This window comes from Kyrpidia tusciae DSM 2912, from assembly GCF_000092905.1.
GTDB lineage: Bacteria > Bacillota > Bacilli > Kyrpidiales > Kyrpidiaceae > Kyrpidia > Kyrpidia tusciae.
This window is the reverse complement of the sequence record NC_014098.1, coordinates 2181052-2195993: the sequence shown is the minus strand read 5'-3', so window position 1 is coordinate 2195993 and position 14942 is coordinate 2181052. Positions and strand designations below refer to the sequence as shown.

The following is a 14942-nucleotide window of genomic DNA, read 5'->3' as shown; positions in this document are numbered from 1 at the left end:
CAAGATACAAAGTAAGACGGTGTCGACGGGCGCCGTACATTGAGTCAGGGGTGGTGCTGCGTTCATGCAAGTCCGTTTTCGCAGTCTGGTCATCGCCGTGGTGCTGGCCCTGATCGTGGGGAGCGCCGGCACTTATGGAATTCTTCAGTGGCGGGGCGACCTGCTCAGCCCCGGGGTACCGTTGACGGCGGCGGACCGGGCTGAATTCGAAAAGTTGTTTCGTTCCTTTCAAACCCTGAAAGCGCAGTACTACCAACCGGTGGACGATGCAAAATTGGTGGACGGCGCCATCGGAGGCATGGTCCAGGCTCTGGGCGATCCCTTCTCCAGCTACATGGATCGATCGACGGCTCAACAGTTTCACGAATCGCTGGGGTCCTCCTTCGAGGGGATCGGCGCTGAGGTCAAATCGGAGAACGGGAAGATCGTCGTGGTGGCGCCGATCAAGGGGTCTCCGGCGGAAAAGGCGGGCCTTCGGGCCAACGACCAAATTCTGTCTGTTAATGGGAAAAGTCTCCAAGGCATGAATGTCAACGATGCGGTTTTGTTAATCCGCGGGAAAAAGGGCACTGTGGCGGATCTGGAGATCCAGCGCCCTGGGGTGAAAGATGTCCTGCACATCAAAGTGGTGCGCGACACTGTTCCCTTGACCACCGTGGATGCGTCCATGGTTGAGCCGGGAATCGGTCGAATCGCCATTACCCAGTTTAACGAGAACACCGGCAAAGAGTTCGACGATGCCCTCGCCAAGCTGCAGGCCCAGGGGATGCGCGGCTTGATCCTGGATTTGCGCGGGAATCCCGGGGGGTATCTGGAGGCGTGCCTGGAAATCGCCAATAAACTCATCCCGAACCACGGGATCATCGTTCAAGTGGTGGACCGGGCGGGGCAGAGGGACGTCCATCGTTCCACCTTGGACAGGGCGCCTTTTCCGGTGGTCGCTCTGATTGACGGCGGAAGCGCCAGTGCAGCGGAAATCCTCGCCGCGGCCCTGCAGGAGGCGGCTCACGATCCCCTGGTGGGACAAAAATCGTTTGGCAAGGGAACGGTCCAGACGGAACTGGATTTTCCCGACGGCAGCAACATCAAGTACACCATGGCCAAATGGCTAACTCCAGATGGGAATTGGATTCACCAAAAGGGGATCCAACCGAATTATCCGGTAACCCTGCCGTACTATTGGCAGTTGCCTCCGTTGTCCATCACAAGGCCGATAACTCCTGACAGCACCGACACCTCCGTGAAGATCATGCAAAATTTTCTCGAGGCGCTCGGATACTTCCCGGGACGGACAGATGGCTATTTCAGTTCCCAGACCGCGGAGGCCTTGCGGGCGTTTCAGCACGCGAAGGGGCTTTCGCCCACCGGCATCCTCGACCAGGATACGGCCGCGGCTTTGAATGACGCGGTCCTCGCCAAGGAAAAGCAGAGTGACCCGGTGATGCAAAAAGGGATCGAGGTGCTGAAGTCTTTAATGAAGACCTGATGATGCGGATCACGGTTCAACATGAACAGGGATCGGAGGATCCGGTGTCGAAGTTATACCCTGCAGAGGGATCTGCGGGGTTTCTTGTTTTCGGGGGGATGAAACCATGGTCGGCTGGGGCGCGGTGGTTCCGGCGGTTGTCGCGGTGTGGGTGGAACCTTTTGCGTGGTTGGCCGCCCTGACGGTCCTCTTCAGGTATTTGGCCCAGGTCCGGGTGGAACGGCGATTGCACGGGGTCAGGATGCACCGGGCGTCGATCCGGTGGGGGGTGTCTCTGGTCCTGGGGATGGCCGGTGGATTCGCAGCCTCAACGGTGCTGTGGGTCCTGGGGCTCGCCGGGGAAGGGCCGGGCATGGCATGGGCAGCTGCCGTCACCCTGGTTTTGGGATGGGTACGCAGTCGCTGGATGACTTTCGCCTATGGGGCGGGGGTTGTCGGCTTGGCGAGCCTGGCGGCCAGGTGGTTTCCCCAAGGATGGATACCAACGGGATGGGCGGAGTTTTGGGCGGGCTTGACCCATCTCGATGTTCCCTCGATGCTGGGGGCGGCCGGGGTCTTCGGGGTGGTGGAAGGTTTGCTCGTGGCGGTGATCGGCCACTTGTGGGCCGTTCCCGCGCCCCTGCCCGGACGCCGGGGCGGGGCTGTCGGAGGGTACCTCCTGCAGCAATTTTGGGTGATGCCTGTGGTGACGACAGCCTCCTTCCTCTCTTGGCCGGCGGGGGCGATTCTCCCTGGCGGCCTTGCGCCAGTACCCATCCCGGTCGGCTTTGAAACGGCGGCGGTGGCCCGGTTACCTCGGGAGCGGGCTCTGGCCAGTGCCGGGATGATTGCGTTATTCGGGTGCATCCTCCTGGCTCTCGCTTGGGTGGCGCGGGAGCGTTCCGCCCTCGCCTGGGCGGCCGCCCTTTTTGCGCCGGTTGCCCGGGAGTGGATCAGCTTGTGGAGTTTTCGAAGGGAGTGGTCGGGGTCGCCCCGCTTTGCCCAAGGGCCGGGCGGGATCCGGGTTTTGGCTGTGGTGCCCGGCTCTCCAGCGGCGGCTCTTGGACTTCGCCCCGGGGACACGGTGACGGAGGTCAACGGGCGGGAGGTTCATTCTTTGACCTCTTTGTATGAGGCGATTCGCCGTCAGCCGGCCTTTGTGCGCATGGAAGTGCGGGATCCGGCCGGGGATGTGCGGATCTGCTCCCGCAGCCGTTATGAAGGCGAACCGCATCTCCTGGGGATGGTGGCCGCTCCGGGGGAGGGAGAAGAAGTGGAGGCGCAGGTTCTGACCGTTCTCGGCCGTAGTTTTTCGATTTTGCGCGGGTTCCTCCGCGGGCGTCCGACCAGGAAAGAACCGGTTAGGGGTGAAGGATGATGGATTTTGCTTCGGTATTCGGTATGATTGCCGGTATCGGCGCATTGGTGACCGCCTTTGTGCTCGAAGGGGGAGACATCTATGCGCTCTTTCAGGGCACGGCGGCCCTCATTGTCTTTGGCGGCACTTTTGCCGCGACGGCGGTGGGCTTGTCCCGGGACCAGATCCTGGCGATCCCGGCTTTATTGAAAGTGGCCTTTCTAGGAAAGACGAAGGACCCGCACCGGTTGATCCGCGATCTGGTGGAGTTGGCCGGCACCGCCCGCAAAGAAGGGCTGCTGGCTTTGGAAGAACGAATTGAGGAGTTCGAGGATCCCTTTATGAAACAAGGCATTCAATTGATCGTCGACGGGGTTGACCCGGAGTTGGTGCGGACCATGCTCGAGACCGACGTTCAGTTTCTGGAAAATCGCCACCGCCAAGGGGTAGCGATTTTCGAGGCCGCCGGCGGATACGCGCCGACCATGGGCATCATCGGCACGGTGATGGGATTGGTCCACGTTCTCAGCAATTTGAGCGATATACAGTCCCTCGGACCCCTTATCGCCACCGCCTTTATCGCCACCCTGTACGGCGTGGCATCGGCCAACTTGATCTACTTTCCCATCGCAACCAAACTGAAACTGCGCAGCGATGAAGAAATCATGATCCGGGAGTTGATTATCGAAGGGGTGCTCTCGATTCAGGCCGGAGAGAATCCGACCTTGCTCGGCCAGAAATTGAAGGCTTTCCTACCGCCGAAATGGCGCGAAATCGAGGAGAGGAAGGGCGACAGTCGTGAGGCGGCGTAGGCGGCCTGAGGATGGGAAGATTAACCAGGAGCGATGGTTGATCACATACTCCGATTTGATCACCCTGTTGATGATTTTTTTCGTGATCATGTACGCCATGTCGAAGGTAGACATGTATAAATTCGTCAATCTTTCCGCCTCGTTGTCCCAAGCGCTGTATAACCAGAACCAGGTGCAGCTCAAGGGGCTGGGCACCACCGGACTCATCGCGGCCCAACCGTCAGCGGGTCCGCCCGGGCGGGTCCCTCCAGCGCCCGATTTTCTAAAAACGCCGGAGCAGGTGGCGGAAGAGCGCCAGTTGGCCCAGATCAAGCTCCAGCTGCAGTCCTTCATTCAGAAACAGGGCGTGGCCGGCCAAGTGGTGGTGGAGGATAAACCCAAGGGGCTGCTCATTAGTCTGAGGGATGTCATCCTGTTCGATACGGGAAAGGCGGATCTCAAGCCCGAGGCCCGCAAGTTGTTGGACGGCCTTCTCCCGTTTCTCGCCCAGGTGGGCAATCCTCTGGAGATCGAGGGGCATACGGACAATCGTCCGATCCATACCGCCCAGTTTCCGTCGAACTGGGAGTTGTCCACGGCCCGGGCGCTGACGGTGCTGGAGTACCTGCAGGCCAAGGGCATTGATCCCAAGCGCTTGTCCGCCACGGGGTATGGAGAGTGGAGGCCGGTGGCTTCGAACGACAATCCCGAGGGACAGGCGTTGAACCGACGGGTGAACATCACCATTGAACGCACGAGCGCAATCAACGGACCTGCAGATCAGGCGCCCAGTCTGTCCGGCCCTTGAGAGGTGGAAGAGGTCGGCGACGGCTGGGTTCGAACCTTTGCGCGCGGCTGGACGGTCAGGTGCGGGAAGTTGTGCCATTCGGTGGAATCCCTCGGGTTCCGGGTGGAGGAACCTCTGCAACCCGGGCGCTTTCACCCGGAAAAGGCCTTGGCGTTGAGGATGGAACCGGGGCCCGCCTATGCCCGGCTGAAACGGGGCGAGACGGTGGTGCTTCCGGGCGGGCGCCAAGTGACGGGCCGGGATGTCACCGATCCGCCCCGGCCGGGTCGACGGGTGGTCCTGCTGGGGGACACCGAGCCGTGTCCGGGGGCTCTGACTTTGGCCGAGGGGGCGGATCTGCGAGATCTGCGGAGAAAAAGCCCCCCGTTGATCTTCGGGGGGCAGGGTGGGGTCAGTCTTCCAGATGGGCGTTTTCCCCGAGTTCGTCCAGCTCGTCCATGGCTTCCTCCATGTGGGCCCGGATACTTTCCATGCGGCGACGATTTTTGTTGACGATGTTTCGGCGCTCTTCCTCACTCAGGGAATCCCCCCGCTCGGCCAAATAATCTTCGGCTTCTAACAGGTTTTCTTTGGTCTCCCTGGCAATTTCCATGTTACGCGCGCTGTTGTCCGCACGGTTGTCCGGTTTTGGGTCCTGCCGCTCCATCGAGACCGCCTCCTGTATCTAAGATCGGGCTTTCGCAATGTTAGAATGCCGAGAACGGCGGCGGCTCATACCCGAGGGTTCGCGTACATTTGTTTGTGGGAACGGTCGCGCCTGGATGCTGGACGTATTATAATAGAGAGCGTGGGAAAGCCGCCGATGCCGGCCGAGGGGGAGTGTCCATGACGGCGGGACGGTTTCAATTGGTTTCTGATTATGAGCCGAGGGGAGATCAACCCGAGGCCATCGCCCGGCTGACCGAAGGGATCCGCCGGGGTTACCGACATCAAACGCTGCTCGGGGTCACGGGTTCAGGCAAGACGTACACCATGGCCAATGTCATCGCCCAGGTAAATAAGCCGACTTTAGTGATCGCCCACAACAAGACTTTGGCGGCCCAATTGGCTGCGGAATTCAAGGCGTTTTTCCCGAATAACGCCGTCGAGTATTTCGTGAGTTACTACGATTACTATCAGCCTGAAGCGTACATTCCGCACACGGATACCTATATCGAAAAAGACGCCAAGATTAATGACGAGATTGACAAACTCCGCCATTCTGCCACCAGTGCTTTATTTGAACGGTCGGACGTGATCATCGTCGCCAGCGTCTCCTGTATCTATGGATTGGGAAATCCCGACGAATATCGGACCCATGTTTTGTCCCTCAGGGTGGGGATGGAGAAAAGCCGCCGGGAGATCCTGCACCGTTTGGTGGACATGCAGTACGAACGAAACGATATCAATTTTGTACGCGGGACCTTTCGAGTTCGTGGCGATGTGATTGAGATTTTTCCCGCATCCCGGAGTGAGCAGGCCGTTCGGGTGGAACTGTTTGGAGATGAGATTGACCGGATCACCGAGGTGGACGTCCTCACCGGCGAGGTGATCGGGCAGCGGGAGCACGTGGCGGTGTTTCCGGCTTCTCACTTTGTCACGTCCCGGGAGCGCCTGGAGCGGGCGATCCGGGATATTCGCGTCGAATTGGCGGAACGACTGGAGGTGCTTCGCGGTCAAGGAAAGCTGCTTGAGGCTCAGCGGCTTGAGCAACGCACCAATTATGATCTCGAGATGATGCAGGAACTCGGTTTTTGCCCCGGCATCGAAAACTATTCTCGGCATTTAGAGGGGAGGCCGGCGGGAAGCCCCCCGAATACGCTGTTTGACTATTTTCCTGACGATTTCCTGCTGCTGATCGACGAATCCCATGTGACATTGCCCCAGATCCACGGGATGTACGGAGGGGACAAAACCCGGAAGGATACGTTGATTGAGCACGGATTTCGCCTGCCTTCGGCGGCGGACAACCGCCCCTTGACCTTTGAGGAATTTGAGAAAAAGGTGCACCAGGTTATCTACGTTTCGGCCACGCCGGGTCCCTATGAACTGGAACATAGCGAACAGGTGGTGGAACAAATCATTCGTCCCACCGGGCTATTGGATCCAAAGGTGGAAGTCCGTCCGATCCAGGGCCAGATCGATGACTTGGTGGGTGAGATCCGAAAACGGGTCAACCGGGACGAGCGGGTGCTGGTGACCACCCTGACCAAGCGCATGGCGGAGGATCTGACCGATTATCTCAAAGAGTTAGGTTTCAAGGTCCGATATTTACACTCGGATATTAAAACAATTGAACGGATGGCGTTGCTCCGGGATTTGCGCCTCGGCGTCTTCGACGTGCTGGTGGGGATCAACCTTCTCCGGGAAGGCCTCGATCTTCCGGAAGTTTCGCTGGTGGCCATTCTCGACGCCGACAAAGAAGGCTTTTTGCGGGCCGAGCGTTCTCTGATCCAAACCATCGGCCGGGCGGCCAGAAACGCCGACGGCCACGTCATCATGTACGCCGATACCATCACCGATTCGATGGCGGCGGCCATTCGCGAAACGGAACGCAGACGGGCCAAACAGATGTGGTACAATCAGGAACACGGCATCACGCCGCAGACGGTGCGCAAGGCGGTTCGGGACATCATCGAGGCGACCAAGGCGGCGGAGGAACCTGCCGTTTATGAAGTGGTGCCAAAAGCGCAGAAACTGTCCAAACGGGAACGAGCCGACCTCATCCGCAGATTGGAAAAAGAGATGAAAGAGGCGGCAAAAGCCCTGGAATTCGAACGGGCGGCGGAACTTCGGGATTTAATTGTCGAACTGTCGGCGTCTTAGTTCGACATATTTCTCGGGAAATCAATCAGTGTGTCGAAGAGACGAGGTGACTCGAAGGGCATGCCGCAGGAAGCGATTGTGATCAAAGGCGCGCGGGTGCACAACTTGAAAAATATCGATGTGACGATACCCCGGGAGAAGTTCGTGGTATTGACCGGGTTGAGTGGCTCGGGCAAATCCTCTCTGGCTTTCGATACCATCTATGCCGAAGGGCAGCGGCGCTACGTGGAGTCGCTGTCCGCCTATGCGCGCCAGTTTCTGGGTCAGATGGACAAACCCGATGTGGACAGTATTGACGGATTGTCCCCGGCCATCTCCATCGACCAGAAAACCACCAGCCGAAACCCACGGTCCACGGTGGGGACGGTGACGGAGATTTACGATTATTTGCGGCTCCTTTACGCCCGGGCCGGGGAACCTCACTGTCCCAAGTGCGGTCGTCCCATCACTTCTCAAACGGTGGAACAGATGGTGGACCGCATCATGACCCTGCCCGAGCGCACGAGGATTCAGATTCTCGCCCCGGTGGTCCGGGGGCGCAAAGGGGAACATGTGAAGCTTTTTGAGGATTTGGCGAAACAGGGCTTTGTGCGCGTGCGGGTAGACGGGGAGATCCGGGAGTTGACAGAACCCTTCCGCCTGGAGAAAAACCGCAAGCACCGGGTGGACGTGGTGGTGGATCGCATTATTGTCAAGCCCGACATCGAGCAGCGGTTGGCAGATTCCATCGAAACGGCCTTGGATCGGGCCGGGGGCCTGGTGACCGTGTCTGTGATCGATGGGGAGGAATGGTTGTTCAGCCAGAATCTCGCCTGTCCAGATTGCGGAATCAGCGTCGGGGAGCTGAGCCCGAGGATGTTTTCGTTTAACAGTCCGTACGGGGCATGCGAAGCGTGTACGGGTCTTGGCACGAACATGGAGATCGACCCGGAGTTGGTGATCCCGGACCGCACCCGCAGCATCGCCGAAGGCGCGATTGTGCCTTGGATGGGAAGTACGTCGAATTATTATCCACAACTTCTGGAAGCCGCATGCAAAGCGTTCGGCGTGGATCCGGACGTTCCTGTGGAAAATTTGGATCCAGAACTGGTGGAGAAGTTGCTGTACGGGGCGCCGGGGGAGAGGATCCGGTTTTCGTATGAGAACGATTTTGGCCGCATGCGGACTGCAGAAGTGTATTTTGAGGGGGTCATTCCCAATCTCGAACGGCGGTATCGGGAGACGGGATCGGAACACATACGGGAGTTCATTGAGGAATTTATGAGTACAAAGCCTTGTCCTGCGTGCCAAGGGCGGCGGTTGCGGCCCGAAGCCTTGGCCGTGAAGCTTGGCGGGAAAAATATCGCCGAAGTGACGGCGCTGTCGGTGACGGAAGCCCTCGCCTTCTTCGAAAACCTGTCGCTCACTCCCAAGCAAGCGCACATTGCCAGGCAAGTCCTCAAAGAGATTCGGGCAAGACTCGGTTTTCTCCGGGATGTGGGCTTGGATTATCTCACCCTGGACCGGCCGGCAGGGAGTTTGTCCGGCGGCGAGGCCCAGCGCATTCGCTTGGCGACCCAGATTGGATCCGGCCTGACCGGGGTGCTGTATATTCTCGACGAGCCCTCCATCGGCCTCCATCAGAGGGATAACGAGCGGTTGATCCGCACCCTGGAGCGGATGAGGGATCTGGGAAACACGCTGATCGTCGTGGAACACGACGAGGATACGATGCTGGCTGCGGATTATATCATCGATATCGGGCCGGGCGCCGGGGTGCACGGCGGCGAGGTGGTGGCCGCAGGAACGCCCCGGGAAGTCATGGCGAACGTGCAATCGGTCACGGGCCGCTACCTGAGCGGCCGGGAGTTTATCCCCCTCCCCGCGGAGCGAAGAGAGGCCGGCGACCGATGGATTGAAGTGGTGGGGGCTTCGGAGCACAACCTGAAAGGGATCGACGTGAAGTTCCCCGTCGGACTTTTTACCTGTGTGACCGGAGTGTCCGGATCCGGCAAAAGTACGTTAGTCAACGAGATTCTTTACAAGGCCCTGGCGTCCCAGTGCAACGGCGCCCGGGTGCGGCCGGGGGAGCATCGGGAAATCCGGGGCCTTGAGTACGTAGATAAGGTGATCGATGTGGATCAATCCCCCATCGGCCGGACGCCCCGCTCGAACCCCGCCACGTATACCGGGGTGTTCGACGATATCCGCGAGGTGTTTGCCGGGACGCCCGAGGCGCGGATGCGCGGGTACAAGAAGGGGCGCTTCAGCTTTAACATCAAGGGTGGACGGTGCGAGGCCTGCCGGGGTGACGGCATCATTAAGATCGAGATGCATTTTCTCCCCGACGTGTATGTTCCCTGCGAGGTGTGCAAAGGGCGGCGGTACAACCGGGAGACCCTGGAGGTCCGTTATAAGGGGAAGAATATCGCTGAAGTTCTTGACATGACTGTGGAAGATGCGGCCGAGTTCTTTAAGGCTGTCCCCCGGATTGCGCGGAAGCTGCAGACTTTGTCCGATGTGGGCCTCGGTTACATGCGACTGGGGCAACCGGCCACCACGCTGTCCGGCGGCGAGGCCCAGCGGATCAAGTTGGCTTCGGAACTGCACCGCCGGAGTAACGGGAAGACCGTTTATATTCTCGACGAGCCCACCACGGGCCTTCACGCCGCCGATATTCGGAAACTCTTGGATGTCCTCCAACGACTGGTGGAGGCTGGGGATACGGTCATTGTCATCGAGCACAACCTCGACGTCATCAAAACCGCCGATTATCTCATCGACCTCGGCCCGGAGGGCGGGGATGGCGGGGGCCAGGTGGTCGCCACAGGTACTCCCGAAGACGTGGCGGCCAATCCGGCGTCCCACACCGGCCGATTCCTGGGTCCCATTCTTGAACGGGACCGCCAACGGTCAGCGGGCCGCCGCGGGCGCCCGAGTGTGGCGGTGCCTTCCACAGGCTGAGTTGAGAAAGGGGGTGTCCCATGCGTTGGATCGTCTCTCTCATTGTTAATGCGATGGCTTTGCTCCTGGCCGCCCGGTGGATCGATGGCATTCACGTTCGAGGGTTTGGGTCGGCGGTGATCGCCGCCTTGATCCTCGGCCTTGTGAATACCCTCATCCGCCCGATTCTGCTCTTTTTCACCCTCCCCTTGAACCTCGTGACTTTGGGGTTATTTACTTTTGTGATTAACGGTCTCCTGTTTTACCTTGTGGGGAATTTGGTACAGGGGTTTGAAGTACGCAGTTTGGGTGCCGCCATTCTCGGCAGTCTTTTGGTCACCGTGGTAAGTTTTATTGTCAACAAAGTGATCAGCATTCTGTAGTCTTAATCCGAGGAGATTCATCAAGAAACGGGATTCTGAACAGAATAGAAGCGTATCATTGACACGGTATCGCTGCTCCTCCCTCCAAAGGGAGATTTTTTATGCCGTGAGGGAGGAATTTCGCGAAGGATGTCGAATTCTAACTGTCGTTGTGTGTGTGCGGGGGAGGGGTTTGATGCCGGGAAAAGAAGAGAGAAGCGCGACATGGCGACATTTTGTCGAAAGTTGTCGAAACTATGTCCAAGAGGAATGGATCGGCTTACGCTCCCGTCTGAGATTCCGGTCGGTGGTGGGGGAGTTCCGGCGGCAGTTGAGCGGGCGGACGGTGGTGGTCCTTTCGGCGGTGGTGCCCGTAGCGGCGGTGGGTGCGGCGGTGGTCCAATCTCACATTAATCGGGCTCCTTTCGCCTACATGGTTTATGTAAACGGGATCTATGTGGGAGTGACACCGGACATACATAGCGTGGATCGACTGAGGAACCGTTTGGGACCAGAAGCCCAAGTGGATGTGAGAAGCGTACATATGGCTCTACCGGCGTCGGCGGCGGAGCAGTTTTGGCGATCCCTGGCGGCTTCCCCGGCGGTGCCAAAGGTGTACGCCGTTTACGTCAATGGGAAGCCGGTGGTGGCGGTGGCCACAGAAGAGGACGCCAGGGCGGCGATCGAGAGGGTGAAAGCCCTGTATACCCCTCCGGGCGGCCACGTGGATCAGGTGGCCTTTCGGGAAAAGGTGGACTTTAACCCGGTCGATCGATGGAACGGCGCCACGGTGCGAACGGTTGATGAAGCGGCGCGGATTCTCCAACAGGGGACGAACGTGCAAAAGCATTACCTGGTATCCAGGGGAGATACGCTGTGGACCATTGCTGCGGCTCACAACATCACCGTGGACCAACTGCAGGCTGCCAATCCGCAATTGGCGAACCCGGACGAGATTCAAGAAGGGGATACGCTTAACCTCAACGCTGTGCAACCTTACGTGCACGTGGAAGCGGTGCAGACGATCACCCGGGAGGTGGCCATTCCCTACGATGTTCAGTATCGGGATGACTCGTCCATGCCCACCGGCCAATCGAAGGTGATCCGGGATGGGGCGGAAGGCCGTAAGCAGCAGACGGTACGCATTTACTACGAGAACGGACGCCCCGTGCGGGAAGAGGTTTTAAGCGAGCAAGTGCATCAAGATAAAGTCGATCAGATTGTGGTCCGGGGGACCGGGCCGGCGGCGGGATATGCCGGGCCGAACTGGGTCTGGCCGACCACCGCGCACCTCATCAGCTCGCCCTACGGGGAATGGCGGGGAAGCGAATCCCACCCCGGGGTGGATATTGCCGCTCCATATGGGGCGCCGATTTATGCCAGTAACGGCGGTCGCGTGATTTTTGCCGGATGGGATTCAGGCGGCTACGGCAATTGTGTGAGGATCGATCATGGCAACGGCGTGGTGACGATCTATGGACACATGTCCCAAGTGCTGGTGTCCCCGGGTCAGGCGGTGGCCCAGGGTCAAGTGATCGGGCGTGTCGGCGCCACCGGCGAAGCCACAGGGCCACACCTGCACTACGAGGTTCACGTGGGTGGTCATGTGGTCGATCCGATGCCGTACAGTTGATCAGGCCTGTGGCGGGCCGCGTGACGGCGGCTCTCAAATTCCCGGCGCATGGGATGGACAACGAACGCCCCCGGGAGAACGTGCATCCGGGGGCGTGACCGTGTTGAGGCTGATGGCTCTAGCCGCCGTAGTTGAGGCCGGTCTCCCGTAAGGTCATTGGGTCGCCCTGCCGATGAACCCCCGCATTGACCACTTCGCCGACGAAAATGGTGTGGTCGCCCCGCTCATTGACATCCACCACTTTGCACTCGAACCAGGAGAGGGCGTCCCTGAGGATCGGGCTGCCCGTCTGTTCCGTGTAGAATTCGATGTCCCCGAACTTGTTCCCCACCCGGGAAACCGGCTTAAAAAAGGCGAAGGCCAGATCCTTTTGTCCGGTTTCAAGAACATTGACAGAGAACACGCCACTGGATTTGATGCCGTCGCAGGAGGTGGTCCCCTTCTTCGCAGCCACGACCACCAAAGGTGGACTGAAGGAAGTTTGGGTCACCCAGTTGGCGGTAAAGGCATTCACATCGTCGCCCACTTTGGTGCCAATGACGTAGAGTCCATATGTAATGCCGCGCAGTGCTGTCTTTTTGGCTTGTTCGTCCATGAGTACCACTCCTTTTTTTCACATGATCTCGACTCCGTTTTTATTGTACAAAAAACCCCGGGCTTCCACCACCGATTTCTGTGGCCAGCGGCCTCCGCTCAGCATATAAGAAAGGCTGTTTGGATTGACAGTGTCTGGGATGCCGGGTACGATACGAGTGTCCTTTTGTTGATTAGCATACTAAAGTGTATCCACCGACTGGGAGAGCACAGCGGTTCTTCGCCCGGAAGCCCCAGGTGTTCGATGCACAGCCGGCGATTGCCGAAAGCTCCGGGTGGCCTGACCGAAAAGGCTGAGGTGAACAGAGTGGACAAACCCTTGATTTTTGAAAAACCCCACGGTGTAAAGGATTATCTGCCTCCCTGGGCACGGCGAAAACGGGAGTTGGAAGCGGCTTGCCAGCGGGTGTTCCGCCGATGGGGATACCAGGAACTGATCACCCCGACGATGGAGTTCTTGGAAACGTTTCAGAACGGGGCGCTCCGCAGCGGAGAGGACCGGGTGTTCAAGATGATCGACCGTTCGGGTCGGACGGTGGTCCTGCGCCCGGACATGACGGCTCCCATCGCCCGGGTGGTGGCCTCGGAATTGGCGGCCGAGCCCTTGCCCATTCGCCTGTCTTATACGGCTGCCATTTTTCGCAGGCAGGAGCGGGTGGCGGGTCGGGATGCGGAGTTCACCCAGGCCGGGATCGAGTTGATCGGGGACGGCTCCGTCGACGCGGACGCGGAGGTGATCGCCTTGGCGGTCCGGACCCTGGAGGAAGCCGGGGTTCGGGTGTTTCGGTTGGCGGTGGGGGACGTGGGTTTTTTGGAGGGTCTGTTCGCTGAGCACGCCGGGGAGCCTCTGGCGGAGCGGCTCCGAAGCCGTTTGGTGAAGCAAGATTTTGTCGGATTCGAGCAAGAGTTGGAGGACGCGGAGTTGCCGGAAGCGAGCCGGGAAACGCTCCGGGCTGTCCCCGGCTTGCGGGGAGGGCCTGAAGTGGTGGAGCGGGCCCGACTCCTCACCACCCACCCAAGGGCCAAGCGGTCTCTCGACAGAATGTGGGAATTATGGGAAATCATCGGCTTGTACGGGGTGAGCGACCGGGTGCAGATCGACCTCAGTCTGATGCTGGATTTATCCTATTACACGGGCATGATCTTTGAGGGATACGCCTCCGGGGTCGGCTTTCCGGTGTGCGCCGGAGGGCGTTATGACGAGTTATTGGAACGGTTCGGGCGGCGCAGTCCGGCGACGGGGTTCATGATCGGCGTGGAACGAGTGTTGGATGCCTTGGAGCGGGAGGCGCCGAGCCCGCCGGTGGTGGTGCCCCGGATTCACTATGTGCCCCAGCGCCGCCAGGAGGCCGTGGCTTTTGCTCTCTGGCTTCGGGAGAAGGGCCGGAACGTGGCGCTGGAATGTCACCCGGCCGGCGTCGGGGAGGGAGAAGCCGGTAGGTTGCAAGGACGGGATGCGGACGGTGAGCCGGTGTTCTGGTTGGATGGCGGAGGGACGTTTGGGAGCGCAGAGATGACCGGCTGGTTTGAAGAATGGCGGCGATCCGGTCAGCGGGAGGGAGCCTTGCGATGATGGAACCGCTTACCATTGCCTTGTCCAAGGGCCGGATTCTGCCGCAGACGGTTGCCCTGTTCCGCCGGGCGGGTCTGGAGGTTCCCGAGGATCTGGACGAATCCCGAAAGCTGATCCTCCCGAGCGCCGACGGACGGCTTCGGTTTATTCTTGCGAAACCTGTGGATGTGCCGACCTATGTGGAATACGGTGCCGCGGATCTGGGAGTTGTCGGGAAAGATGTGCTATTGGAGGCTCGGCGAAATTTGTACGAGCTTCTCGATCTCGGCATCGGCCGTTGTCGCATGTGCCTGTGTGGGCTGCCGGATCTGGTGTGGCGGACTCACCGGGTAGCCAGCAAATATCCGCACATTGCGGCGGATTATTTTCGCGACCAGGGTAAGCAGGTCGAGGTGGTGTACCTCAACGGCTCGGTGGAATTGGCGCCCTTGGTCGGGCTGGCCGATGCCATCGTGGATTTGGTGGAGACGGGGCGCACCTTGAAAGAAAACGGGCTGGTGATTCACGAGGTGATCGCGCCCATTACGACGCGGATGGTGGCGAACCGCATGAGTTTTCGGCTCAAAGGGGAAGCCATCGATCGGGTGACCCAAGCGCTTCAGAGGGTTGTTGGCGGGGGGGATTCGTGTTGA

The 14942-nt window shown here is 59.5% G+C and carries 12 protein-coding genes; 10 read left to right on the top strand and 2 right to left on the bottom strand.

Features of this window, described 5'->3' with window-relative positions:
- Positions 1–64: 64 nt before the first annotated feature.
- The 4 genes from BTUS_RS10990 (at position 65) to BTUS_RS10975 (ending at position 4421) form a co-directional block, all read left to right on the top strand.
- Entirely contained in the window at positions 65–1486 is a 1422-nt protein-coding gene (locus tag BTUS_RS10990; RefSeq protein ID WP_013076145.1) for a S41 family peptidase, read from the top strand.
- A gap of 106 nt (positions 1487–1592) precedes the next feature.
- The gene (locus BTUS_RS10985; RefSeq protein WP_013076144.1) at positions 1593–2843 is read left to right on the top strand and encodes a PDZ domain-containing protein; all 1251 of its coding nucleotides are present in this window, start codon (positions 1593–1595) and stop codon (positions 2841–2843) included.
- On the top strand, positions 2843–3634 hold the full coding sequence (locus BTUS_RS10980) for a flagellar motor protein (protein WP_041304168.1): 792 nt from the start codon (positions 2843–2845) through the stop codon (positions 3632–3634). Before BTUS_RS10985 ends, BTUS_RS10980 begins: the two co-directional genes overlap by 1 nt.
- Positions 3621–4421 (top strand): OmpA family protein, encoded by an 801-nt coding sequence (locus BTUS_RS10975; RefSeq protein WP_013076142.1) that lies wholly within the window; start codon positions 3621–3623, stop codon positions 4419–4421. The genes BTUS_RS10980 and BTUS_RS10975 overlap by 14 nt, the downstream gene beginning before the upstream one ends.
- Positions 4422–4812: 391 nt before the next feature.
- Here BTUS_RS10975 and BTUS_RS10970 read toward each other — a convergent pair whose 3' ends face one another.
- Positions 4813–5067, bottom strand: coding sequence for a hypothetical protein (locus tag BTUS_RS10970; RefSeq protein WP_013076141.1), 255 nt, complete (start codon positions 5065–5067; stop codon positions 4813–4815).
- Positions 5068–5246: 179 nt separating this feature from the next.
- Between BTUS_RS10970 and uvrB the strand changes: the two genes are divergently transcribed.
- The 4 genes from uvrB to BTUS_RS16945 all read left to right on the top strand — a co-directional run bounded on the left by uvrB (position 5247) and on the right by BTUS_RS16945 (position 12143).
- Positions 5247–7226: an excinuclease ABC subunit UvrB gene (gene uvrB, locus BTUS_RS10965; protein ID WP_013076140.1), complete on the top strand. Its 1980-nt coding sequence runs from the start codon at positions 5247–5249 to the stop codon at positions 7224–7226.
- Between the two features lie 60 nt (positions 7227–7286).
- Positions 7287–10169, top strand: a complete 2883-nt coding sequence (gene uvrA, locus BTUS_RS10960; protein WP_013076139.1) for an excinuclease ABC subunit UvrA — start codon at positions 7287–7289, stop codon at positions 10167–10169.
- Positions 10170–10189: 20 nt separating this feature from the next.
- Positions 10190–10531: a phage holin family protein gene (locus tag BTUS_RS10955; protein WP_013076138.1), complete on the top strand. Its 342-nt coding sequence runs from the start codon at positions 10190–10192 to the stop codon at positions 10529–10531.
- A gap of 175 nt (positions 10532–10706) precedes the next feature.
- The gene (locus tag BTUS_RS16945) at positions 10707–12143 is read left to right on the top strand and encodes a peptidoglycan DD-metalloendopeptidase family protein (RefSeq protein WP_013076137.1); all 1437 of its coding nucleotides are present in this window, start codon (positions 10707–10709) and stop codon (positions 12141–12143) included.
- Between the two features lie 118 nt (positions 12144–12261).
- On the opposite strand, the gene BTUS_RS10945 is transcribed toward BTUS_RS16945, so the two are convergent.
- Positions 12262–12738: a flavin reductase family protein gene (locus BTUS_RS10945; protein ID WP_013076136.1), complete on the bottom strand. Its 477-nt coding sequence runs from the start codon at positions 12736–12738 to the stop codon at positions 12262–12264.
- Positions 12739–13044: 306 nt separating this feature from the next.
- Between BTUS_RS10945 and hisZ the strand changes: the two genes are divergently transcribed.
- Positions 13045–14310, top strand: a complete 1266-nt coding sequence (gene hisZ, locus BTUS_RS10940; RefSeq protein ID WP_169307970.1) for an ATP phosphoribosyltransferase regulatory subunit — start codon at positions 13045–13047, stop codon at positions 14308–14310.
- Positions 14307–14942 (top strand): ATP phosphoribosyltransferase, encoded by a 636-nt coding sequence (hisG, locus tag BTUS_RS10935; RefSeq protein WP_013076134.1) that lies wholly within the window; start codon positions 14307–14309, stop codon positions 14940–14942. The genes hisZ and hisG overlap by 4 nt, the downstream gene beginning before the upstream one ends.

Coding starts and splice junctions, on each gene's coding strand:
- BTUS_RS10955 (WP_013076138.1), top strand. CDS start 10,190: ATGCGTTGGATCGTCTCTCTCATTGTTAATGCGATGGCTTTGCTCCTG.
- BTUS_RS10970 (WP_013076141.1), bottom strand. CDS start 5,067: ATGGAGCGGCAGGACCCAAAACCGGACAACCGTGCGGACAACAGCGCG.
- uvrA (WP_013076139.1), top strand. CDS start 7,287: ATGCCGCAGGAAGCGATTGTGATCAAAGGCGCGCGGGTGCACAACTTG.
- BTUS_RS10990 (WP_013076145.1), top strand. CDS start 65: ATGCAAGTCCGTTTTCGCAGTCTGGTCATCGCCGTGGTGCTGGCCCTG.
- uvrB (WP_013076140.1), top strand. CDS start 5,247: ATGACGGCGGGACGGTTTCAATTGGTTTCTGATTATGAGCCGAGGGGA.
- BTUS_RS10985 (WP_013076144.1), top strand. CDS start 1,593: ATGGTCGGCTGGGGCGCGGTGGTTCCGGCGGTTGTCGCGGTGTGGGTG.
- hisG (WP_013076134.1), top strand. CDS start 14,307: ATGATGGAACCGCTTACCATTGCCTTGTCCAAGGGCCGGATTCTGCCG.
- BTUS_RS16945 (WP_013076137.1), top strand. CDS start 10,707: ATGCCGGGAAAAGAAGAGAGAAGCGCGACATGGCGACATTTTGTCGAA.
- BTUS_RS10945 (WP_013076136.1), bottom strand. CDS start 12,738: ATGGACGAACAAGCCAAAAAGACAGCACTGCGCGGCATTACATATGGA.
- BTUS_RS10980 (WP_041304168.1), top strand. CDS start 2,843: ATGGATTTTGCTTCGGTATTCGGTATGATTGCCGGTATCGGCGCATTG.